16 protein-coding genes are annotated in these 22,623 nt (G+C 72.9%); 4 read left to right on the top strand and 12 right to left on the bottom strand.

Annotated elements, in window-relative coordinates:
• The first annotated feature begins 27 nt into the window (after positions 1–27).
• Positions 28–999, top strand: a complete 972-nt coding sequence (locus ABD401_RS13920; RefSeq protein WP_344605680.1) for an SDR family oxidoreductase — start codon at positions 28–30, stop codon at positions 997–999.
• On the opposite strand, the gene ABD401_RS13915 is transcribed toward ABD401_RS13920, so the two are convergent.
• From ABD401_RS13915 to ABD401_RS13900, 4 genes are read right to left on the bottom strand one after another with little or no spacing between them, the layout of a single operon-like run.
• Positions 992–1,729, bottom strand: a complete 738-nt coding sequence (locus ABD401_RS13915; RefSeq protein WP_344605678.1) for a cobalt-precorrin-6A reductase — start codon at positions 1,727–1,729, stop codon at positions 992–994. The genes ABD401_RS13920 and ABD401_RS13915 overlap by 8 nt on opposite strands.
• Positions 1,729–2,472 (bottom strand): precorrin-4 C(11)-methyltransferase, encoded by a 744-nt coding sequence (cobM, locus tag ABD401_RS13910; RefSeq protein WP_344605676.1) that lies wholly within the window; start codon positions 2,470–2,472, stop codon positions 1,729–1,731. Before cobM ends, ABD401_RS13915 begins: the two co-directional genes overlap by 1 nt.
• The gene (cbiE, locus tag ABD401_RS13905) at positions 2,469–3,686 is read right to left on the bottom strand and encodes a precorrin-6y C5,15-methyltransferase (decarboxylating) subunit CbiE (RefSeq protein WP_344605674.1); all 1,218 of its coding nucleotides are present in this window, start codon (positions 3,684–3,686) and stop codon (positions 2,469–2,471) included. The genes cobM and cbiE overlap by 4 nt, the downstream gene beginning before the upstream one ends.
• The gene (locus ABD401_RS13900; RefSeq protein WP_344605672.1) at positions 3,683–4,108 is read right to left on the bottom strand and encodes a TIGR03618 family F420-dependent PPOX class oxidoreductase; all 426 of its coding nucleotides are present in this window, start codon (positions 4,106–4,108) and stop codon (positions 3,683–3,685) included. Before ABD401_RS13900 ends, cbiE begins: the two co-directional genes overlap by 4 nt.
• Before the next feature lie 94 nt (positions 4,109–4,202).
• Here ABD401_RS13900 and ABD401_RS13895 point away from each other — a divergent pair, with 94 nt between their 5' ends.
• Positions 4,203–4,586: a rhodanese-like domain-containing protein gene (locus ABD401_RS13895; protein ID WP_344605671.1), complete on the top strand. Its 384-nt coding sequence runs from the start codon at positions 4,203–4,205 to the stop codon at positions 4,584–4,586.
• 35 nt (positions 4,587–4,621) lie between these two features.
• On the opposite strand, the gene cobF is transcribed toward ABD401_RS13895, so the two are convergent.
• Entirely contained in the window at positions 4,622–5,395 is a 774-nt protein-coding gene (gene cobF, locus ABD401_RS13890) for a precorrin-6A synthase (deacetylating) (protein ID WP_344605669.1), read from the bottom strand.
• A gap of 154 nt (positions 5,396–5,549) precedes the next feature.
• Here cobF and ABD401_RS13885 point away from each other — a divergent pair, with 154 nt between their 5' ends.
• Positions 5,550–11,090, top strand: a complete 5,541-nt coding sequence (locus tag ABD401_RS13885) for an ATP-binding protein (protein ID WP_344605667.1) — start codon at positions 5,550–5,552, stop codon at positions 11,088–11,090.
• 263 nt (positions 11,091–11,353) lie between these two features.
• On the opposite strand, the gene ABD401_RS13880 is transcribed toward ABD401_RS13885, so the two are convergent.
• A complete protein-coding gene (locus ABD401_RS13880; protein WP_344605665.1) occupies positions 11,354–13,387 on the bottom strand; it encodes a right-handed parallel beta-helix repeat-containing protein in 2,034 nt (677 codons plus the stop codon).
• 92 nt (positions 13,388–13,479) lie between these two features.
• On the opposite strand from ABD401_RS13880, the gene ABD401_RS13875 reads away from it, so the two are divergent.
• The gene (locus ABD401_RS13875) at positions 13,480–14,862 is read left to right on the top strand and encodes an 8-oxoguanine deaminase (RefSeq protein ID WP_344605664.1); all 1,383 of its coding nucleotides are present in this window, start codon (positions 13,480–13,482) and stop codon (positions 14,860–14,862) included.
• An 81-nt stretch (positions 14,863–14,943) separates the two neighbouring features.
• Here ABD401_RS13875 and ABD401_RS13870 read toward each other — a convergent pair whose 3' ends face one another.
• The 6 genes from ABD401_RS13870 to ABD401_RS13845 form a co-directional block, all read right to left on the bottom strand.
• Positions 14,944–15,783, bottom strand: coding sequence for a HugZ family pyridoxamine 5'-phosphate oxidase (locus ABD401_RS13870; protein WP_344605663.1), 840 nt, complete (start codon positions 15,781–15,783; stop codon positions 14,944–14,946).
• Positions 15,784–15,840: 57 nt separating this feature from the next.
• A complete protein-coding gene (locus ABD401_RS13865; RefSeq protein WP_344605661.1) occupies positions 15,841–16,566 on the bottom strand; it encodes a hypothetical protein in 726 nt (241 codons plus the stop codon).
• Positions 16,563–17,942 (bottom strand): DUF1906 domain-containing protein, encoded by a 1,380-nt coding sequence (locus ABD401_RS13860; RefSeq protein ID WP_344605659.1) that lies wholly within the window; start codon positions 17,940–17,942, stop codon positions 16,563–16,565. The genes ABD401_RS13865 and ABD401_RS13860 overlap by 4 nt, the downstream gene beginning before the upstream one ends.
• Positions 17,939–19,744: a hypothetical protein gene (locus ABD401_RS13855; protein ID WP_344605657.1), complete on the bottom strand. Its 1,806-nt coding sequence runs from the start codon at positions 19,742–19,744 to the stop codon at positions 17,939–17,941. Before ABD401_RS13855 ends, ABD401_RS13860 begins: the two co-directional genes overlap by 4 nt.
• Positions 19,741–20,895 carry a WxL protein peptidoglycan domain-containing protein gene (locus tag ABD401_RS13850; protein ID WP_344605655.1) on the bottom strand — a complete coding sequence of 385 codons (1,155 nt, stop codon included), beginning with the start codon at positions 20,893–20,895 and terminating at the stop codon, positions 19,741–19,743. Before ABD401_RS13850 ends, ABD401_RS13855 begins: the two co-directional genes overlap by 4 nt.
• A 200-nt stretch (positions 20,896–21,095) precedes the next feature.
• Positions 21,096–22,508: a hypothetical protein gene (locus ABD401_RS13845; RefSeq protein ID WP_344605653.1), complete on the bottom strand. Its 1,413-nt coding sequence runs from the start codon at positions 22,506–22,508 to the stop codon at positions 21,096–21,098.
• Positions 22,509–22,623 lie beyond the last annotated feature (115 nt).

Genomic DNA, 22,623 nt, shown 5'->3' with positions numbered 1-22,623 from the left:
CCGGGCAAAGGCTCGGAAAGGCGGACGATGAGCGCGGCGATCCTGGTGACCGGCGGGACCGGGACAGTGGGACGCAAGCTCGTCCGGAAGCTGGTCGCCGCGGGCCGGGACGTCCGGGTGCTCAGCCGCAAGGACCGGCCCGGTGTCGAGCCCGGCACCCCGAAGCTTCCCGACTGGCCGGACTGGTTCGTCGGCGACCTGCGCACCGGCCACGGCCTGGCCAAGGCGCTCGAGGGTGTGGGCATCGTCGTCCACTGCGCGAGCGTCCCGGGTCACGACGTCGAGGCGACGGCACAGCTGCTCATCGCGGCGACCCGGGCGGAGAAGCCTCACATCGTCTACCCCTCGATGATCGGCGCCGACCGCATCGAGGACGCCGCGTACCGCGACCGCCGCGCGATCGAGCGCCTGCTCGCCGACAGTGAGCTGCCGTGGACGGTCGTCCGCGTCGGGCACCTGCACGAGCACATCGACGCCGCGCTGCGCCGTGCGAGCCGCAAGCCGTGGATGTTCGTCCCGGCGGACACCAGCTACCAGCCGATCGCGGCCGAGGACGTCGCGAACCGGCTCGTCGACCTGTGCACCCCGATGCAGGCGCACCAGCTCCCGGACGTCGGCGGGCCGGAGATCATCGACGCCGAGGACCTCACCGCCTACTGGCTGAACGTCGTCGGCAAGAAGCGGAAGCTGATTCCCGTCCGCAAGCGGGGCAAGCTCTACGCCGGCTACCGCGAGGGCTGGCACCTCGCGCCGGACCGCCTCGTCGGGCATCAGACCTTCGCCGAGTTCATGACCGAACTGATGGCCGCTCAGGGCAAGCCGGCCGAGGACAAGGCCGAGGCCAAGGCGGCCGCGAAGGCGGCGGCCAAGGAGGAGAAGGCGAAGAAGGCCAAGGAGCCCAAGCCGCCGAAGGAGAAGCGGCGCCGGGGCCAGGACGCCGCGACCGCCGACGACGCCTCGGCCGAGGCCAGCGAGTCCGGCGACAAGACCCCTAGCTGAGCCCGTCCAGCCAGGCGAGGACGTCGGCCGGGTCGGCGACCGTGGGCACCCCCGCGGGCGCCGGGGGCCGGTCGACCATCACGACCGCGACGCCGAGTTCGCGGGCCGCGGCGAGCTTGGCGGCGGTCATGGCCCCGCCGCTGTCCTTGGTGACGAGGGTGCGGACGCCGTGCTCGCGCATCAGCGCACGCTCGCCGTCGACCGTGTACGGCCCGCGGGCGAGCAGGACGACCGCGTCGGCGGGGAGCGGGGGTTCCGGCGGGTCGACGGTCCGGATCACGAACCGGTGCGGCAGGTCGGCGAAGACGGCGAGACCGCCGCGCCCCGTCGTCAGCAGAACCGGCCCCTCGCCGGCTGCGACGGCGGCGGCCGCGGCGGGCATGTCCGGAACGCGGGTCCACGCATCGTCCGGGCCCGCGGTCCAGCCCGGGCGGCGGAGCAACAGCAAGGGGACCCCCGCGGCCGGGGCCGCCTGCGCCGCGGACGCCGAGATCCGCGCGGCGAACGGGTGCGTGGCGTCGACGACCGCGGCGACGTCGTGCTCGGTGAGCCACGCGGCGAGCTTCTCCGGGCCGCCGAACCCGCCGACCCGGACCTCCCCGACCGGCAGCGCGGGCGAACTGACCCGCCCCGCCAGCGAACTGACGACCCGCCAGCGGCCGTCGTCGGCCAGCCCCGCCGCCAGGGCCCGCGCCTCGGACGTGCCGCCCAAAATGAGGACGGTCCGCATCAGGAGCGGCACCGCGTGGTCGAGTACAGGTGGCTGTCGCTGAACTGATTCGCCGTCAGGACGTTGCCCACGATGATCACCGCGGTGCGCACGACGCCCGCGGCGCGGACGGTCTCCGCGATGTCGGCCAGCGTCCCGCGCAGGATGAGCTCGTCCGGCCGGCTCGCCCGGGCCACGACGGCGACCGGCGCGTCCGGGCCGTACTCGGGCACCAACTCGGCCACGACCTGCTCGATGCGCTGCACGGCGAGGTGCAGCACCAGCGTCGTCCGCGTCCGGGCCAGCGAGGGGAGGTCCTCGCCCGGCGGCATCGGCGTCGACGCGGCCGAGATCCGGCTGAGCAGCACCGACTGCCCGACGCCCGGGACGGTCAGCTCCCGGGCCAGCGCCGCGGCGGCCGCGGCGTAGGCGGGCACGCCGGGCGTCACGTCGTAGGGCACACCGGCCTCGTCGAGGCGGCGCATCTGCTCGGCCATCGCCGAGTACAGCGACGGGTCGCCGGAGTGCAGGCGCGCCACGTCCTGGCCCGCGACGTGCGCGGCCACGAGCTCCGCGGTGATGGCGTCGAGGTCGAGGTTCGCGGTGTCCACCAGCCGCGCCTCGGCCGGGCACCAGGTCAGGACCTCCGGCGGCACCAGGCTCCCGGCGTACAGGCACACCGGGGAGGCGGCGATCAGATCACGGCCCCGCAGCGTCATCAGGTCCGCGGCGCCGGGGCCGGCGCCGATGAAGTGCACGGTCACTTCACGACCGTCCACTGCGTCACGGGGGCCGCGGGCCGCCAGACGGTGAACCCGCCGACCGGCGCGGTGCGCGAGATCGCGAGCTTGACCAGGTCCCCGCCGAGCTCGGCCTGCCGGGCGACGACGAGCGCCTCGGTCTGCAGGGTGACCGCGTTGACGACCAGCCGGCCGCCGGGCCGCAGCGCCTCCCAGCACGTCTCGAGGACGCCGGGGTCGTTCGCGCCGCCGCCGACGAACACGGCGTCGGGGGCGGGGAGGTCCTTGAGCGCGTCCGGGGCGGCCCCGGTGACCACCTGCAGGTCCGGGACGCCCAGGGCCGCGGCGTTGGCGACGATCCGCTCGGCCCGGTCGGCGCGCTCCTCGATCGCGACGGCCTCCGCGGTCCGCTCGGCCCGCAGCCACTCGATGCCGATGCTGCCCGCGCCGCCGCCGACGTCCCAGAGCAACTGCCCGGGGAGTGGGACCAGGCGCGCCAGCGTCACCGCGCGGATCTCGCGCTTGGTCAGCTGGCCGTCGTGCTCGTAGGCGTCGTCGGGCAGGCCGGGGACGCGGCCGAGCGGCGCGGTGCCGGCGTCGGCCCCGCAGGCGACGGCGACCAGGTTCAGTGCGTCGATCCGGCCCGCCGGCGGGTCCCAGCCTGCCGCAGTCCCGGTCACGACCGTGCCGTCCGGAGAGCCCAGGCGCGACAGGACGGCGAGGCGGCTCGCGCCATAGCCCGCGTCGACCAGCAGCGCCGCGAGCGCGTCCGGGGTCTGCGAGCCGGAGGAGAGCACCAGCAGGCGCCGACCCGGCGCCAGCACGGCGCGGACGGCGGCCAGGTTGCGCCCGACGGCGCTGACGACCTCGACGTCGTCGGCCGGCCAGCCGAGCTTCGCGCACGCCAGCGCCGCCGAGGACGGGTGGGGCAGCACGCGTAGGCGGACGTCGGGTGCCTCGCGGACCAGCGTCGCCCCGATCCCGTAGAACATCGGGTCGCCGCTGGCGAGCAGGCACAGCGACCGCCCGGCGTGCGCGGCCAGCAGGCCCGACAGCGCCGGGAGTAGGGGAGTGGGGAGCGGGACGCGCTCGGCCGTGACGTCCGGCGGCAGGTAGGTCAGGTGGCGCCGGCCGCCGACGACGACCTCCGCGGCGCGGACGGCCGCCTGCGAGGTCGCGGCCAGGCCGTCCCAGCCGTCGGCGCCGATGCCGACGACCGTGACCGGCCGGGTGCTCATACGTTCCCGACGATCCGGTCGACGCGGATCAGCATCACGATGCGCTCGGGGTTGGGCCGGGGCTCGCGGTAGCGCTCGGCGTACCGGCGGCACGCCTCGTCCACCTCGGCGGCGGACTCGCCGATCGTGGCCGTGCCCTCGATGGTCGACCAGCGGCGGCCGTCCACCTGGCAGACGGCGACCGGTGCGCCCGCCGGACCGGCCGCGGCGACGTGGCGGACCTTCAGCGACGTCCGGCCGGCGATGATCCGCGCGAGCCCGGCCTCGGGGTCCAGCGTCGCGCCCACGGGCACCACGTGCGGGCGGCCGTCGGCGCGCAGGGTCGTGAGCGTGCACAGGTGCCGCTCCTGCCAGAACGCGACGAGGTCGCGGTCGTCGATGGCCAGCACGTGAGAGGCCTTCCGTACTCGAGCTCGCTCCACGGGTCGAAACCTACGACACGCCCCGAACTCGCCATTGCAAAGTAACTAAGTCGAGTTACTCTGATTGAGCCCGCACGAGCACCAGGAGGACCCGATGACCGTCTCCGCCGCCCGCCCCTGTCTCGGCTTCGACCCCGAGGCGCCCGTGCTCTCGCTGAGCCGGGCGGCGCTGCTGGAGGCGCAGGCGCGGGGCGTGGTGGTCCTCGACACCCGGGACGCCGAGCGCTTCGCCGCCGGGCACTGGCCGGGGTCGGTCAACATCGCGCTGGACGGGCCGTTCGCGCTGCAGGCCACGCTCGCGTTCTGCGGGAACGCCGAGATCGCGCTGATCTGCGACCCCGGCACCGAGGTCGAGGCGCGCAACCAGCTCGGCCTCCTCGGGCTGCACCGCGTCTGCGGCGTCCTGGCCGGCGGCCTCGGGCCCCTCGACGCCCACCGCCTGGTCACCGCGACGGACGAGAGCGCACGCACGGCATGAGCAACCGCACGGGGCCGAGCTGGCCCACCGACCCGCTAGGCGCGGCGGCGATGGAGCAGGTAGCTGTCCATGATCCAGCCGTGCCGCTCCCGGTGCTCCGCCCGGAGGGCGACGATCTCCGCCTTGCGTTCCTGTAGGTCTCCGGCCACCAGGACCTCACCGGGCATGCCCAGGTAGGCGCCCCAGTAGATGTCCAGGTCCGGGTCGTCGAGACCGGCGAACGCCGCGGAGCCGTCGAGCATGACGAGAACGTCGTCCAGTTCGGCCGGCATGCCCTCGGCGGCGAGCCGGCGCCCGGTCGTGACGTGCACCGGCGCGCCGACGCCGGTGAACGTCACCCGGTGTCGCGCGGCCAGCGTCTGCAGCGACGTGATCCCCGGAATCACCTCGTGAGTGAGTTCGACGGTCCCTCGCTGCTGGACGCGGTCCAGTACGCGCAGCGTGCTGTCGTAGAGCGCCGGGTCGCCCCAGACGAGGATCCCGACGTTCTCGCCGGGTGAGACCTCGTCCCGCAGCGCGGCCTCGATGAGGTCCGCGCGGGCGTCGTACCAGTCCCGGACCGCGCCGGGATAGTCCGCGGCGGCGCGGTCGCGCTCGGGGTCCGTGACGGTGAGCACACGGTAGGGCCGGGCGATGTGCCGGGAGCAGATCTCGTGCCGCAGGTCGACGAGCTCGGACTTCGCCTCGCCCTTGTCCAGGACCAGGACCACGTCCAGGCCCGACAGGACCCGCACCGCCTGCAGCGTCAGCTGTTCCGGGTCGCCGGAACCGATGCCGATCACGTACACGTTCACACCGTCGTCACGCACGGGAAGCCTTTTCTCGGGAACCTGCTGCGGGGATCCAAAACCGTCCGCCGATTGTTGTCGCGGAGGACACCGCGGACGTCGGCGGGCCTGGCCATAGGGTTTCCCCGAACAGCGGGAGACCCCCGCGCAGGGTGCGGCGGACGAGAGGACATCGGTGTTCCGACGGATCGCGGTGGTCAACCGGGGCGAGGCAGCGGTCCGTCTGATCCGCGCCGTGCGCGAGCTCAACGCCGAGCGCGGCACCTCCATCCGCACGGTCGCCCTGCACACGCAGGGCGAGGCGGCGGCCATGTTCGTGCGCCAGGCGGACGAGGCCGTGGCGCTGCGGCCGTCCACCACGGCGTCGGTCCCGTACCTGGACTACGCCGAGCTGGAGCGTGCGCTGGTCGCCTCCGGCGCCGACGCCGTGTGGGTCGGCTGGGGCTTCGTCTCCGAGCACCCCGCCTTCGTCGAGCTGTGTGACCGACTCGGCATCACGTTCATCGGCCCGCCCGCGGAGGCCATGCGCCTGCTCGGCGACAAGATCGAGGCCAAGCTCGTCGCCGAGCGCGTCGGCGTTCCCGTCGCCGCGTGGAGCGGCGCCGGCGGGGTCAGCTCGTACCAGGACGCCCGGCGGCACGCGAGCCGCATCGGCTACCCGCTGATCATCAAGGCCAAGGCCGGCGGCGGTGGCCGCGGCATCCGCAAGGTCCTCGCCGAGGAGGAGCTCGAAGCGGCCTTCGAGGGCACCCGCGCCGACGCGGCGCGCTACTTCGGGGACGACGGGGTCTTCCTCGAGGCGCTCGTGACCGGCGCCCGCCACGTCGAGGTGCAGATCATCGCCGACGCCCACGGCAACGTCTGGGCGCCCGGCGTGCGCGACTGCTCGATCCAGCGCCGCAACCAGAAGATCATCGAGGAGTCGGCCTCGCCGGTCCTCACCCCGGAGCAGTCGCTCGAGCTGCGCCGCGTCTCGATGGACCTGGTCAAGGCCGTCGGCTACCGCGGGGCCGGCACCGTGGAGTACCTCTACGACCCGGTGCGCAAGGCGTTCGCGTTCCTCGAGGTCAACACCCGACTGCAGGTCGAGCACCCGATCACCGAGGCGGCGACCGGTCTCGACCTGGTCAAGCTGCAGATCCTCGTCGCGGCGGGGGAGCCGCTGCCGGGCGAGTGCCCGCCGGAGATCGGCCACGCGATCGAGATCCGCCTCAACGCCGAGGACCCCGACAACGGGTTCGCCCCGGCGCCGGGCCGCGTCGCGCTGCTGGAGTTCCCGCAGGGGCCGGGCATCCGCGTCGACTCGGGCATCGCGTCCGGCGACACGATCCCGCCGGAGTTCGACTCGATGGTCGCGAAGATCATCGCGATCGGCCGGGACCGCAATGAGGCGATGGCGCGCCTGACCCGCGCGCTGCGCGACACCACCGTCGTCATCGAGGGTGGGACGACGAACAAGTCGTTCGTGCTCGAGCTGCTCTCGCGGCCCGAGGTGCGGGACGGCAGCGCGGACACCGCGTGGCTGGACCGCGGCTCGCTCGACGACCGCGGGCTCGCCCCGCACGCCGACGTCGCGTTGTACGCGGTCGCGGTCGACAGCTACGAGCGTGAGGAGTTCGTCGAGCGCGAGGCGTTCCTCGCCCTCGCCCGCGGCGGCCGGCCGCAGGCCGACCACGCCATCGGCCGGACCATCGAGGCCCGCTACGGCGGCCACGCCTACACGATGGACGTCGCCGCGCTCGCCGCCGACCGCTACCGCGTCACCGTGCGCGGGGTGAGCGCCGACGTCGACGTCCAGCGGCTCTCGGAGTACGAGTGGCGGCTCACCGTCCACGGCGGTCCGTCGGGCGGGGTGCACCGCGTCGTGCTCGCGGCCGGACCGAACGACCACCTGGTCGAGGTCGACGGCGTGAGCCACCGCGTCGGCCGGGACTCCGGCGGTGTCGTGCGCGCCCCGGCGCCGGCCGTCATCGTCGCGCTGCCGGTCGGTCCCGGCGACGTCGTCGAGGCCGGGCAGACCGTCGCCGTGCTCGAGGCGATGAAGATGGAGACCCCGGTCGCGGCGCCGTTCACCGGCCGCGTCCGCGAGATCCTGGCCACCGCGAACTCGCAGGTGCCCGCGGGCGCGGCGCTGCTGCGGCTCGACCCCGAGGGCGGTGAAACCACCGTCAGCGACCTGCCCGAGGTGACGTTCGCCCCCTCCGTCGACGGTGCGAACGACCTCACGACCGACCCCGCCCAGCGCGCCCTCGACCTGCTCGAGGCGCTGCGTGCCCTGGTCACCGGTTACGACGTCAGCGCGGCCGAGGGCCGTGCGCTCGTCGCCGAGTACGGCGCGGTGCGGCGCCTGCTGCCCGCGCAGGACGGGCGCCTGGTGGCCGCCGAACTCGCGGTGCTGCGCATGTTCGCCGACATCTGCGAGCTCTCCCGTAACCGGCCGTCGGCCGAGGAGGAGAAGTCCGAGACGCGCGTGCACAGTCCGCGCGAGTACCTGCACACCTACCTGCGTTCGCTCGACGTCGAGCGCGAAGGCCTGCCGGAGTCCTTCCGCAGCAAGCTCTCCCGTGCCCTCGTCCACTACGGGGTGGCCGACCTCGAGCCGACGGAGCACCTCAAGGACGCGGTCTACCGCGTGTTCCTCGCACTCGCCCGTGGTGACGCCCAGACGCCGGTCGTGACCGCGCTGCTCGAGCGGTGGCTGGACGCCGAGGACCTCGCCCTCGCCGACCAGAAAGTGAACGACGAGCTGGCCGAGGTGCTGGAGCGGCTCGTCAACGCCACCCGGATCCGGTACCCGCTGATCGGCGACCTCGCTCGCAGTGTGAGGTTCCGTCACTTCGACCAGCCACTGATCCGCGCGGCCCGGGAGCGTGCGCTCGCCTCGATCCGCGCGCAGATCGACCACCTCGTCGAGAACCCCGACGCACCTGACCGGGCCGAGCGCATCGAGGCGCTCGTCACCAGCCCGGAGACGATCATCGGGCTGCTCAACGAGTACCTCGGGACCGGCGTGGCCGCGCTCGGCCCGCTGCTGGAGGTCCAGACCCGGCGGTACTACCGCAGTCGCGACCTGGAGAACACGCAGCTGTTCGTGCACGACAACCGCCAGGTGATGACGAGTGAGTTCGACCTCGGCGACCAGCGTCTGCACCTGATCGCGACCGTCGGCGACTTCACCGAACTACCGGCGCTCGCGGCCGCGGTCGGGGAGTTGGCGGCCGAGCACGCGTCGGACGACCCACGCACGCTGGTGCTCGACTTCTTCCTGTCGTGGGACGACCTGCCCGGCGACTACGACGAGGTGTCCTCGGCGCTGCGTGCGGAGCTCGACGGCCTGTCCTGGCCGGCGTCGCTGCGCCGGATCACGATCGGCATCGCCGGCGGAACCACCGCGCGGACCTTCTATCTGACGTTCCGTCCGTCGGCACCGGGTTCGTCCGCCGAGCTCGAGGAGGACCGCCTGATCCGCGGTCTGCACCCGCTGGTCGCGCAGCGGCTCGGCTTCAGCCGGCTCGTGAACTTCGACCTGACCCGGCTGCCCGCCGACGATGGCGTCTACCTCTACCGCGCCACCGGCAAGACCAACGCCGACGACGAGCGGGTCATCGCTCTCGCCGAGATCCGGGACGTGCACCCGCTGCGCGACGCCTCCGGTCGCGTGCTCGCGGTGCCGACCGTGGAGCGCGTGCTCACCAGTTGCGTGCAGGGCATCCGCAGCGTGCAGGCGCGCCGCCCGGCGGGCCGACGTCTCGACCGCAACCGGATCGTCCTCGCGGTATCGCCGACCGCGGTCGTACCGCTGGACGAGCTCGACACCGTGACCCGCGGCCTGGTCCCGATGACCGCCGGCGCCGGCCTCGAGGAGGTGCTCGTCGTCGGGCGCTTCCAGGACGGGCCCGACGGCGAGGAGCGCGAGGCGGCCGTGATGATCTCGTACACCCATGGCGTGGGTGCACAGATCTCGATCACGAACCGGCCGACCGAGCCGATCCCGCCGCTGGACGACTACGAGCAGAAGGTCCGCGCGTCGCGTGCCCGCGGTGCGGTCTACCCGTACGAGCTCGTCGGTCTGCTCATCGGCACCGCCGGCACGTTCTTCGAGCTCGACCTCGACGAGAGCGGCGAGCTCGTGCCGGTCGACCGTGAGCCGGGGCAGAACAGCGCCGGGATCATCGTCGGCCTCGTCACGTCGTCGACGCCGCGCTACCCCGAGGGTCTGTCGCGCGTCGTGCTGATGGGGGACCCGACCAAGTCCCTGGGTTCGCTGGCGGAGCCGGAGTGCGCCCGCATCATCGCGGCGCTCGACCTCGCCGAGGCTGAGGGCTACCCCGTCGAGTGGTTCGCGCTCTCGGCCGGTGCGCGGATCTCCATGGACTCCGGTGTCGAGAACATGGACTGGATCGCCCGGGCGCTGCGTCGGATCGTCGAGTTCACCCAGGCCGGCGGCGAGATCAACGTCGTCGTCGCGGGCATCAACGTCGGAGCGCAGCCGTACTGGAACGCCGAGGCGACGATGCTCATGCACACCAAGGGCGTGCTGATCATGACGCCGGACTCCGCCATGGTCCTGACGGGCAAGCAGTCGCTCGACTACTCCGGCGGCGTCTCGGCCGAGGACAACTTCGGCATCGGTGGTTACGACCGCGTCATGGGCCCGAACGGACAGGCGCAGTACTGGGCCCCGAACCTCGCGGCCGCGTCGGAGATCCTGTTCGCGCATTACGACCACGCGTACCGCGCGGCCGGCGAGCGGTTCCCGCGCCGGGTCGAGACCACCGACCCGTTCGACCGCGACGTGCGCCTGCACCCGCACGTGCATCCCGGGTGCCCGGACTTCCAGACCGTCGGCGACATCTTCTCCGCGGAGAAGAACCCCGAGCGCAAGAAGCCGTTCGACATCCGGACGGTCATGCGCGCGATCGTCGACTCCGACCACGCGGTGCTCGAGCGGTGGGCCGGGATGGCCGACGCCGACACCTCCGTCGTGTTCGACGCCCACCTCGGCGGCCAGCCCGTCACCGTCATCGGCATCGAGTCGCGGCCGGTGCCGCGCCGCGGGTACCTGCCGAGCGACGGCCCCGACGTCTGGACCGGCGGGACGCTGTTCCCGCAGTCGTCGAAGAAGACCGCGCGGGCGATCAACGCCGCGTCCGGTGTGCGGCCGCTCGTCGTGCTCGCGAACCTGTCGGGCTTCGACGGCTCACCGGAGTCGCTGCGGAACCTGCAGCTCGAGTACGGGGCCGAGATCGGCCGCGCGATGGTGAACTTCGACGGCCCGATCGTGTTCTGCCTGATCTCGCGGTACCACGGCGGTGCCTTCGTCGTGTTCTCCGGGACGCTCAACGACAACATGGAGGTCGTCGCGGTCGAGGGCTCGTTCGCCTCGGTGCTCGGCGGCGCCCCCGCGGCCGCCGTCGTCTTCACCGCCGAGGTCCGGTCGCGGACGAACAACGACGAGCGGATCCAGAGCCTGGAGGCCCGCCTCGCCGCGGCGTCCGGGGCCGAGGCGGCGCAACTGCGCGTCGAGCTCGCCGACCTGCGCAACCTCGTCAAGATCGAGAAGCAGGGCGAGGTCGCCGCGGAGTTCGAGTCGATCCACGACATCCGCCGCGCCCAGAAGGTCGGCTCCGTCCACACGATCATCTCCGCCGCGGAGCTCCGGCCCTACCTGATCTCCGCCGTCGAACGCGGCATGGCCCGCACCCTCACCGAATAAGGGGTGACACCCCTTGTTGAACGGGGGATTGGCACCGCCTGGCTGTCAAGAAAGGGTGACACCCTTTCTTGACGTCGTCGCTCGTCAGGAAAGGGTGACACCCCTTTTGACGTCGCCCATTGTCAAGAAGGGGTGACACCCCTTACTGCGCAGTAAGGGGTGTCACCCTTTCTTCACCACGGATTCGGACGACGGCGCGGCCGTCATCGACCGTCATCGGCAGTCGGCGACCGTCATCGACCGTCATCGACCGTCGTCGGCCGTCATCGGGTGTAGACGTAGTAGCCCTTCTTCGTCCGGACGTTGCCGGCGCGGTCGAGGGCGGTGGCGGTGTAGTCGACGCGGACGGCGCGGTTCTTCCTGACCAGCTTCGCGGTCGCGGTGACCTGGCACATGTACGGGCCGGAGAGGCTGTCACCGGCGACGCAGCGGACCTGGCGGGGCGCGGTGTAGGTCTTGCCCTTCTGGACGCCCTTGATCGCGATCGTCGGCTTGTTCTTGTCGATGTTCAGCGCGATCTTGATCGAGGCGCTCAGGCCCTGCTGGTTGGTGATCGTGACGGTGCCGCCGCGGTTGGCCCCCGAGCTCGAGAGCACCATCGGCTTCGGGCACGGGGCGGTCAGCGGCGAACTGCCCGGCGTGCACGTGAAGGTCACCGTGACGGTGTCGCGGTACCAGCCGTACTTGGTCTTGCCGGCGGCGCTGGCGATCTTGCCGGTGATCGTCGGTGCGACCGGCGGCACCTGCGGCTCGTACGCACCGGCGGTGCAGGCATTCGGGCCGGAGATCCCGGGCCGGGCCTCGCCGCGTTGGTCCTGGCCGTTCGTGTCGCCGCCGCAGAGGCCGGACGACACGGGGACCGCGCCGAAGGCGGCGTTGGTGTTCGCGACGGCGGCCGTCGGAGTCCGCGCGCCGTTGGCGGCGAGCGCCGAGAGTGCGCTCGCGGACGTGCTGACCTTGTTCGGCGCCTCGGCCGGGCCGGAGCCGTCGGTGAAGCAGGATGCGTCGCTCGCGACCGATGCGACCGCGGTCGTCGCCGCGGGGACGCAGTTCGCCTGTGCGTTGGCGAGCAGGGACGCCTCGAGGGTGACGGTGCCCGCCGCCGCGGCGAGACCACCGGAGAGGAACTGACCACCGTTGGTCGGGGCCGCGCCGACCAGGGAGCCGTTGGTCTTGCCCTTGCCGACAGTGCCGTTGGCCCCGGCCGCGCCACCGGCGTCGGTCGCGTTGGCCGCGAGGGTGACGTGCGTCAGCGTCGCGCCAGTGACGCCGGAGAGCAGGGCGATGCCGCCGCCCTGGCCGCCCGCGCCGCCGGATCCACCGCGCGCCGCGTTGCCGCCGGCCTTCGATCCGTGACCTGCGCCGCCCGAACCGCCCGCGCCGCCGGCGCCGCCCCGCCCGGACGCGTTCGACACGATCGTCGAGTTCGCGATCGTCAGAACGCTGCCGGCGAAGGCGATCCCCCCGCCGGACCCGCCGATCCCGCCTGCGCTGCCCGCGGCCCCGTCGCCGCCGGCGCCCGCGGAGGAGAGCAGGCCGCCGCTGCGCCCGTCGCCACCGTTGCCGCCCTTGCCACCGGCGCCGCCCGCTCCCGCGGCGTTGCGCTCGACCGTGCTGTTGACGACCGTGAGCACCCCGCCGGCCATCGCGACGCCGCCGCCGCTGCCGCCCGGCCCGCCGGCGGTGGACGTACCGCCGTCGGCGCCGTCGGGCGAACCGGTGCCGCGGTCGGCGCCGGCCGTCCCGGCGAGTCCCGGGCCGGCCCCGTTCCTGGTCAGGACGACGCCGTCGAGGGTGAGGTTGCCGCCGCCCGTCCGCAGGATGCCGCCACCGTCGTTGACGGGGGCCTGCGCGGTGGCCGCCGGGGCCTTGCCGCCGGTGATCGTGACCCCGGAGATCGTCACGGGGTACGCCCCGGCGATGCGGATCACGCGCCGCGCCTGCGCCGGGCTGATCGTCGTGAGGTTGGCTCCGGCGCCGGCGATCTTCAGCGCGCTGAACGCGGACGACGTGATCGTCAGCCCCGCGCTGGTGTCGGCGCTGCTCTCGGCGAACGTGCCCGGCCCGACGAGGATCGTCGCGTCGATCGGCGTCGGCAGGAACGACGCGGCGACGTTGACCGCGCGCTGGATCGTGCGGCACCCCGGAGCGGTCGTACAGTTCCCGGCGTCGTTGCCGGTCGCGCTGACGTGGAGTGTCACCGGAGTCGCGGCCTGCGCAGTCGGTGCGGCGAGTGTCATGGCCAGCGAGACGCACATCGCGCTCGTGAGGCCGAGCGCCAGTGAGCGTGCGGACATGGCCGGCCCCCCTTTCGTGTCGGTCGCCGAAACCTAGGCATCCCGCGCCTACGTGATCAAGAGCCGCACTCCATCCGCGTACGCTCGTCGCGATGCACGCCTCGAACGGTCCCGTCGACCTGCTGATCGCCAACGCGCGGCTGGTCGCGACGTGCGACGACGAACGGCGCGAACTGCCCGGCGGCTGGGTCGCGATCGCGGGCGGGGCGATCGCCGCGGTGGGCACCTCGACCGACGCCCGGCCGGCGGCGACGCGCACGATCGACGCGACCGACTGCCTCGTCACCCCCGGGCTGGTGAACACTCATCACCACCTGTTCCAGAACCTCACCCGGGCCTGGGCCCCGGTCGTGAACGAGAACCTGTTCTCCTGGCTGACCGGTCTCTACCCGCGCTGGACCACTGTCGACGAGGAGGCCTCCTACCTCGCGGCCTGGGTCGGGCTGACCGAGCTCGCGCTCGGCGGTTGCACGACGAGCAGCGACCACCTCTACATCGGCCCACGCGGCGGCGGTGACCTGTGGTCGGCCGAGATCACCGCGGCGGCGGAGGTCGGGCTGCGCTTCGCCCCGACGCGCGGTTCGATGACGGTGTCGGAGAAGGACGGCGGCCTGCCGCCGGACAACCTCGTCGAGGACACCGACGACGTCCTCGCCGACTGCGAGCGGCTGGTCGCGCGCCACCACGACCCGGCGCCGCTGTCGATGGTGCGCGTCGGCCTCGCACCGTGCGCGCCGTTCAACGTCTCCGAGCGCCTGATGCGCGAGACCGCTGAACTTGCCGAACGGCTCGACGTCCGGCTGCACACGCATCTCGCCGAGGACCCGCAGGACGAGGAGTACTGCCTCGCCCGGTTCGGCCGCCGGCCGGTCGACCAGTTCGCCGAGGTCGGGTGGCTCGGCCCGCGCGCCTGGGTCGCGCACGGGATCCACTTCTCCGACACCGAGGTCGAGCGCCTCGGTCTCGCCGGCGTCGGCGTCGCGCACTGCCCGAGCTCGAACATGATCCTCGGCGGTGGCGGGATCTGCCGCGTCCGTGACCTCCGCGCCGCGGGTGCCCCCGTCGGGCTCGGCTGCGACGGCTCGGCGTCGAACGACATCGCCTCACTCTGGCTGGAGGCGCGCACCGCACTGCTGCTCGCGCGCCAGCGCTCGGGCCCGACGGGAATGACGGCCCGTCAGGTCCTGGAGATCGCCACCCGTGGCGGTGCGGCCTGCCTGGGCCGGACGGGCGAGATCGGACAGTTGACGCCCGGAGCCGCCGGAGACGTCGTGATCTGGGACCAGACCGGTCCGGCGTTCGCGGGAGCCGTCTCCGACCCGGTCGAGGCGTGGCTGCGCTGCGGCCCGTCCGCGGCCCGCGAGACCGTCGTGGCCGGCCGGGTGCTCGTCGAGGACGCACGTCCGACCCAGCCCGGCCTCGAGGCGATCCTCGCCCGGCACGCCGCCGTCAGTCGTCGCCTGCAGCAGGTCTGACGCACCCTCGGCCCGCGCCACGAACGGCAAGGACCCCGGGCGGAGGTTGCCCTCCGCCCGGGGTCCCGGCGGCCGTCGGTGTCAGGAGGCGGACAGCTGGCTGCGCGCTTCCTTGAGCAGTTCGATCGTCTGCTGACGGACCTCGTCGGTCGTGGTGACCGGCGCGGTGAAGGAGATGCGAGCGGCGCGCTGCTCGCCGCCCTCGATCGTCGCCAACACGTCCATGCCGTAACGGTCGACGCCGACCATGCGCGCCGACTCGATGCCGTCGAACCGGGCGAACACCTGGCAGTACGCAATCAGCGCGTCGCCGTGGTCGTCGTTCATGTGCTCGATGATCCGCTTCGCGGAGCCGCCGAGCAGCGGGTCGGGCTCCGCCGTGGCGTACTCCTCGGCGGTGACCCAGCTCATGCGCCCGAAACCGCCGACGTAGCGGATCGCGGAGACCTCGAGCCGGTAGGTGGCGAAGTCGTCGAAGCGGACGTAGAACGCGTTGGGGTGACCGGCCAGGAACAGCTCGATCATCGCCTCCTTGTCCTCACCGGAGAGGATCTTCATCTCGCCGACGAGCGTGACCCGCGAGAGCGCGAGACGGTCGTTCACGCCGTCCTCGGGCGCGGTGACCATCAGCGAGGCGCGCGGGTCCGCGGCCAGGTTGTGGCTGTGCTCGGCCAGGCTCGACAGACACATGATCGGGTTGCCGCGCTCGTCGACCGAGTAGGTGACCAGCGAACCGAACGGGAAGCCGGGGCACTCGGTGCTCATCGTGGCCAGGGAGCCACCGCTGCCGATCATCATCAGCGTCCGCGAGCGCTCCGCGTCGCTCGGCATGCCGAGGATCCCGGTGGTGGCGCGCAGCGTCGCTGCGGTCTGGTCCTTGGCGTCCTTGGGGACCTGGTGGCCGCCGAATCGCTCTGCCATCGAACGTTCCTTCCTGGGCTCGCGGGTGCGGCCCGATTCGTGCACTGGGCAGTGACGCTAACGAGGGGTCGAAACTGGGGCAACGGCACTCATCCGGACGGATGCCGTGTGCCCGATCCGCGCCCCGACTCGCCGCAGGGCGGGTGCGGGTGTTGGTGGGGTTGTCGGAACGGGGACCGGGTTCTCTGAGACGGGAACTGCAACGGGAACTGAGACGGGAACGGGAACTGCCACCGGAGCCGGCACCGGCTCCGGAGTCGGGGTGGGGGCGGGTGGGGGCGCCGGGGGACACGCCGGGTCGATCAGCACCAGGGGCTCGTGGATGGGAGCGCCGCACCGGCACAGCGGCGGTGCCGGCGCCGGTGGAGGTGCGATCGGGGTGAGGACGAGCGTCGGGTCGGAGTCGGCGTACGGCATCCGGCGGCGGACGCCGACGGGTTCCGGGCCGGCCACCACCGGAGGTGGCTCCGGAGCTCCCGTGCGGGTCTCGCGGGCGAGGCGCCGGCGTTCGCGTCGGCTCGGCAGCGCGAACTGGAGCAGGAGAACGCCGCCGACGAGCAGGAGCAACCCGAGCAACGCGAGCAGCGCGGTGTTACCCCCGTCGTCGTCGGCGGCGGCCTGGGCGGCCGCCTCCTCGGGGCTGAGGATCGCCGTGCTGCCCTCGGAGAGATCGACCTCGGAGTCGAACGCGCCGCCGGCGAACAGCGCGGTGACGCAGAACGTCACCGCGAGCAGAAGCAGCGCGGCCGTCCGGCCGGGCTGCTGCCGGTACCGGCTGCTCACGTGAGGCCTGCCGAAAAGGGGCACGCCGGGATCGCCGGGGAGTCGGCCCGGTCCGAGGACCGGAGCAGGTCGACACCGCTGACCCACTGCCCGGTCTCCAGCCGCTGCCAGAACCCGGGCGCGCCGCCGACGGAGCCGGGCTGCTCGCAGACGATCCACGCGACCGTCCCGCCGGCCAGGGTGCCCGGCGAGTCGGCGGTCTCCGTCGGCGCGCTGCGCAGCGGCTTCAGGCCCGGCCCCACCTGGTACGGCGTCGCGCAGGTCGGGATCCGGTCCGCGAAGCGCGCCACCGTCGAATTGCCGTCCAGCGCCGCCTTGGGGATCCAGGTCGCGTCGGCGGTCTGGTACCACGCCCCCAGGCTGGAGATCGCGGAGTGCGTGACGCAGACGAGGTCGAGGCGCGCGCCGGGACTGCGACCCGCTGCGGCCTCCGACGGCGCCACCTTGCTAACCAGGTCGACGCCTGTGGGGGTCGCCACCGAGTAGGCCACCGTGGCCACGGCGGCGTCGACGACGTTGCTGTCGATCGTCAGCGGAACGCCGCCGTAGGTGGCGCGGTGGTCGCCGCGGTACTGCTTTATCCGCTGCTGCGCCGCCCACAGGTGGGACTCGACGCCGCTCCAGCCGGTCAGCTTGGGCGTGCGGTCCCATTCCGCGTTCCAGAGCATGTCCGGTCGGATCGTGCCCTCGCGTCCCTTGCCGGAGTTCGCCGTCCGCTGGGCGTCGACGAGGTCGTCGACCAGCGGCTGCAGGTTCCCGTAGACGCCGGACAGGTACCCGGCCGAGTGCAGCGCGCGCGTCCACCCGTTGAGGTAGGCGTGGACGTCGCCGGAGCAGATCTTGTCGCGACTGTCGTAGTTCTCGATGTCCGAGTACAGCGCGCTGCCGGGGAGGATCCCGAGCGCGCGCGCCGCACTGACGGCGGAGCGGCCGGCGGCGATGCCCTGCTGCCGGGCCTCGCTGCTGTTCGAACTGATGCGCAGTGAGAACTTCGTGCACGGCGCCTGCCGACCGACGTCGATGGGGATGAGCTTCCACCCCATCGCCGAGACCTCGCGGACCCACGAGGCCGTCAGGTTGGGTTGCCGGCACGCGCGCAGCTTCCCGCTGATGTAGATGCCGATCGCGCGGTACGGCGAGTCGAGCCAGGCCCGCATCGTCGACACCGACGGCGCGGCGCACGTGTCGAACGCCTGCCCGGTGAACCGCGTCGCGGTTGCCCCGGCGGGGTACTTCAGTTCACCGTTGGGGTCGGCGTCGGCGCGGTTGGCCGAGAACCCGACGACGCCGGCGGTGACGACCGCGATCGCCAGCGTGATGCCGGCCGTCACCCGGCCGAGCCGCGACCGCCGGGTGCGCAGCGGTTGCTCACTCATGCCAGGTCCTCCCGCCGCATCGGCACGCCGGGCAGGAAGACGCCGGCTCTCGCGGCCGCCGCGAGCGGGAAGCCGAGGAAGAACAGCGCCACGCCCGCCGCGAGCAGCACCATCCCGGAGGCGCTCTTCACCGACGGCAGCTCGTCCGGCGCCAGCGCCCGCATGTCGGTCGCGAGCTGCACGTCGATCAGCGTCGTCACCGGCAGGTTCGGCACCGGGTCCGGCGTGATCTGTTCGTCGTGCGCCGGGGGAGCGGTGCGCTCCGCCTCGGACTCGGCCTCGGCGGCCGCCGCGGGCGTCCACTCCTGGCCGGGCACCTGGGCCGCGATGTCGACCATGCCGTCGTTCAGGTCGGCCGTCGGGTCGAGCGCGGGGTCGAGCGCCGCGTCGAGAACCGGGTCGACGACGGTGCCCGTCGTGTGCATCGCGTTGTTGTAGACCGTCGACTGCGGACCGGGCTTGCCGCGCTGGACGTCGGCGATCTTGTCGTAGCGGTAGGCGCCGTAGCCCCGGTTCAGGTAGTAGCTGAGGTCGGCGCCGGTGAGGTAACGCGCCGGCTTGCCGCGCGAGTACTCCTCGTAGAGGTGGAACTTCGTCTTCGCCGAGTTCGCCCAGCCCGCGAAGATCACGACGTGCGAGCGCGGCAGCAGCAGGATGTCGCCGGGCTTGAGCGACTTCGTCGCGATCCGGTGCGAGACCGAGGCGAGGTTGCCGGTCCAGTAGTTGATGCGCTGGTTCAGGTTCCACGCCATGGAGACGTAACCCGAGCAGTCCTGGCGGTAGGTGCCGTTGGAGTCGGTCCACCACGAGGTCTGGCTGTAGGGCACCTGCTGCAGCACCCAGCTGACGGCCCGTCCGATCACCTCGTCGCGCGTGATCCGCTTGCCCTTGCCGGAGTCGTTGTCACCCTTCTGCGGGGTGCTCGGACGCTCACCGCCGTCGTTCGGACCCTGGCCCGTCGAGGGCTTGTCCTCGGCGGGCTCCTCCGCGGCCGGCGGCTCCTGGTCGGAGTCGGCCGGGACCACCGGGGTCTCGGGCTGGGCCGGGCTGGTCGGGATCATGCCGGGCGCCGGCCCGGTGATGCCCGGGTCGACCACGGCCGGCGTCGGGGTGGGCGTCGGTTCCGCGGCCGGGGTCGGTTCCGCGGTGGGCGCGGCCGCCGGGTCCGCCGGCATGGCCGGGTCCACCGGTGTCGTCGGGGTGCTGGGCGCCGTCGGTGCGGGTGCGGATCCGTATCCCGGGACGACGCAGATGAACGCGTCCGGGTCGATCGAGGCACTCGCGTACGGGTCGGTGACGTCGGTCGTCGCCGCCGCGGTCGCCGGGTCCACCGGCGTCTCCGCCATCGTCGACCCCTCGACGTTCGAGAGCGTCGACTGCGCGATGTACGCCGCGCTCGCCCCCGTCGTGCTCGCCGGCGGGACGTACGACTGCGGGGCCTGCGGCTGCGGGGCCGAGTAGTACTGCGGCTGCGGCGCCTGGTACTGCGGACCCTGGTACTGCGGGGCCTGGTACTGGGGGACCTGGTACTGCGGCTGCGGTTGGTACTGCGGGTACTGCGGCGTGGGCTGGTACTGCGGCGCCTGGTACTGCGGCACCTGCACCGGGGTGGGGCTCGGGCTGGGGGTGGGCGCCGGAGCCGGGGGAGCGGTGCGGAAGAGCACCGTCCCCGCCGGGCACTGGGCCGCGGCCGGGAGAGCGGGCGTCGTGGAGTACGCGAACGCGCCCGCGGTGATCAGGGTGCTGCCCAGGGTCCCGGTCGCGACCGCGATGGCGAGCGCGACCCTCGATCTCGGGGTCACGACTGACCCTCCGTCACACCGTGCGCGGCCAGGGTGGCCTGGACGGCCTCGTCGACGCGGGCGGCCTCGCGGCGCTTGAGCTCACGCCGGGCGAGGATCGTGCCGCTGGTGCCGGCGGCGCCGAGCAGGAGGAGGAACACGAGCGTCCACGGAACGGTCCACTGACCCGACGAGGCCTTGGCCGACTTCAGCGCCGGGAAGTTGTCACCGGGGCGGGTCGGCACGGGCCGGACCTCGAGGTCGGCGCTGTTGCGCAGGATCGGCCAGACGCCCGAGAGCGTGCTGGACATCGTCAGCGAGTTGCCCGGGAGCAGCTCGGGCATCGGGTTGAGGTCCGCGGTCTTGCCGGACAGGCCGAACGGGCCGGCGACCTTGAACGTCTGCAGCGCGGACATGCGCACGTTGCCGGTGTTGGTGACCGTGTACGTGACGGTCATGTCGCCCTTGCCGGCCGGGTTCGCGGTGCCGTCGTAGGAGGTCCGGAAGTCGGTGATGCTCAGGCCGGGCCGGAGCTCGCCGTCGACGCGGACCTGGACGCGGCTGCCGAGCCGGCGGTCGAGCTTGACCGGCTGCCCGTCGTCGTCCTGACCGGGTGCGATGTAGGAGGTGACGATGCCGCCGGTGTGGTCCCCGGACTCGGCGTTGCTCGGCACGGTCATGGTGAACGGCACGTCCACGTGCTCGCCGGGGGCGATGCGGAGCTCGGAGCGCTCGAGCTCGATCCAGGCCCCGACGTCGCGCGGCGTCTCGCCGGCCGGGAGCAGGTCGATGGCGCCGGTCGACGTGGTGATGGCGTCGCTGGCGTAGATCGTGAGCGGGAGTTCGGTCTTGCCGAAGTTGCGGACGCGGATGGCGTCCTTCACCACGTCGCCCGCCTTCACGTCCAGCAGGTAGTTCGGGCGGTTGTCGCCCTCCTCCCGCGGGGTCGGGCGGACCGACCAGGTGAGGGTGTTCTCCTCCTGGGACTCGGCCGACGGGGCCCCGCCGATCGTGCCGGGCGTGGGGTTGTCGGCGGCGACGGCGCTCGGCCCGAGGGCCAGCGCGCCGCCGAGCGTGGCGACGACCGCGGCGGCGAGAAGCCCGGATGGGCGGCGTCGGCCGGTGGGGCGAGCGGCTGTGCCCGCGGTACTGACAGTGGCCTGGCGACTCATCGACGTTGCTCCTCTCGACCGGCCGCAACTGCGAGACGGCCGGATCTGGCCGTGGTGGCCGGTTACATTGGTGGGGCTGCTGGAACTCGTAAGGGGTCTCGGTGGTGCTCTGGGGCGGGGTCCGGGCTCCATCCGGACCCCGCCCTCTTTGCATCTGCCGCCCTGTCGGAATTGGCGGCAGCGACTGGCGGTGCCTGACGTCAGGTCAGAGCGGTGAGGGTCAAGGTGCCCTCGTAATCACCGGCGTCGGCATCGAGCGGAGCCTTGAGCTCCAGGTCCGCCCCGGCGTCACCGGAACCGGTGCTGCCGGCCGTCGTGGTCGCGAGCGTCGCGGGCTGCGAGAGACCGGAACCGCCGCCGATTCCGGACGCGACCGGAGCGCCGGCCGTCAGGCCCGCGCCGGTGACGTTCGGCGTCCAGCCGAGGTTCGCGCCGGAGATCGTGGCGCCCTCGGGCCCGGTGAAGTCGCTCACCTGGCCGGAGACCCCGAAGGACGGGTAGCAGGCCGCCCCGTCGCCGGTCCGACCGTCGGTGAAGGTGATCGGGTCGAGCGCGCCCGTGAACGGCAGGTGGTCCGCACCCGCGGTGCCCGGGGTCAGCGCGACGTCACCGTCGGTGCCGTTCTTCAGCGCCCAGACGACCTCACCCGCGCACTCCTCCGGAGCCTCCGGCACCGTGACCGTGATGGTCTGGCCGTCCCCCGGCGTCTCGCCGCCGGTCACGGTGCCGTAGTTGACGGTGATCGGCAGCGGGTACTTGAAGCCGTCACCGGTCGTCGTCGTGCCGGAGTTGTAGAACCGGCCGCCCGCGTTGACGCTGCCGGTGTTCGCCGCGTTGACGAACGACTCCGGCCAGGCGCCCCACCGGTCGGCACCGAGTGCGTCGTAGGCGGTCTGGACCGCCTCGGTCGGGACCGTGTTGGCGCCCACGGTGATCGTGCGGCCGGCGAAGGTCGGCGTCGTGGTGAACTCCGCCGTGCTCCCGGTGTTGAGCCCGGTCAGCTCGGCGACGGTGACGCCCGGCGTGTCGACCGTGGCCAGCGGGTCGGCCCCGGCCTTGATGGTTGCCTTCAGGGTGCCGGTGCCCGCGCTGTCGATGGTCAGGACCGGGTCGACGATGCGGAACGGCGCGCCGCTGAACTTCACCGACAGCGTGCCGGGGAAGGTGATGGTGGCCTCGCCCGTGGACGAGTCCCGGGTCCCGGTGCCGCCGCTCCAGACGACCCGCTGGTTGGCCGGGCTGCCGGTGGCCGTCTGGCCGCCGGTGAAGTTCCCGAAGCCGCTGCACTTGGTGGCCCAGGTCGGGTCGCCGTCACCCAGCTTGATCGTGACGTTGCCGTCGACGGCCTTGTAAGAGCTCTGGGTGTTGGCGCCGCTGGTCCCGTCGAGCGAACCGGCGGACAGGTAGTGGCAGGTGCCGGGCGCACCGGTGCCGGTGTACTGGATGTAGTCGGTCAGGCCCCAGGTGAACGAGGCGCCGGTGATCGTCTGCTCCGCCGCCGTGGCCTGGGTGGCCCCGACGACGAGCGTGGCGGCGGCCAGGGCGGCGGCGCCGGTCACCGCGGTGACCCGGCGCAGGCCGTGTCTGGCCTCACGCTTCTGATGGGTTTTCATGTCTGACGCTGCCTTCTGGGCCGCAAAAGGCCGGCCCGGTCGGTCGGTGGGGGATCGGGGGGCAGTGGGTCCGCGCTCCATTCGGACCCACCGCCCCACGATGTGAGGTGCAACT

This window comes from Sporichthya brevicatena (assembly GCF_039525035.1).
Taxonomy (GTDB): Bacteria; Actinomycetota; Actinomycetes; order Sporichthyales; family Sporichthyaceae; genus Sporichthya; species Sporichthya brevicatena.
The sequence above is the reverse complement of the archived record's forward strand: the minus strand, read 5'-3'. Positions and strand labels throughout refer to the sequence as shown.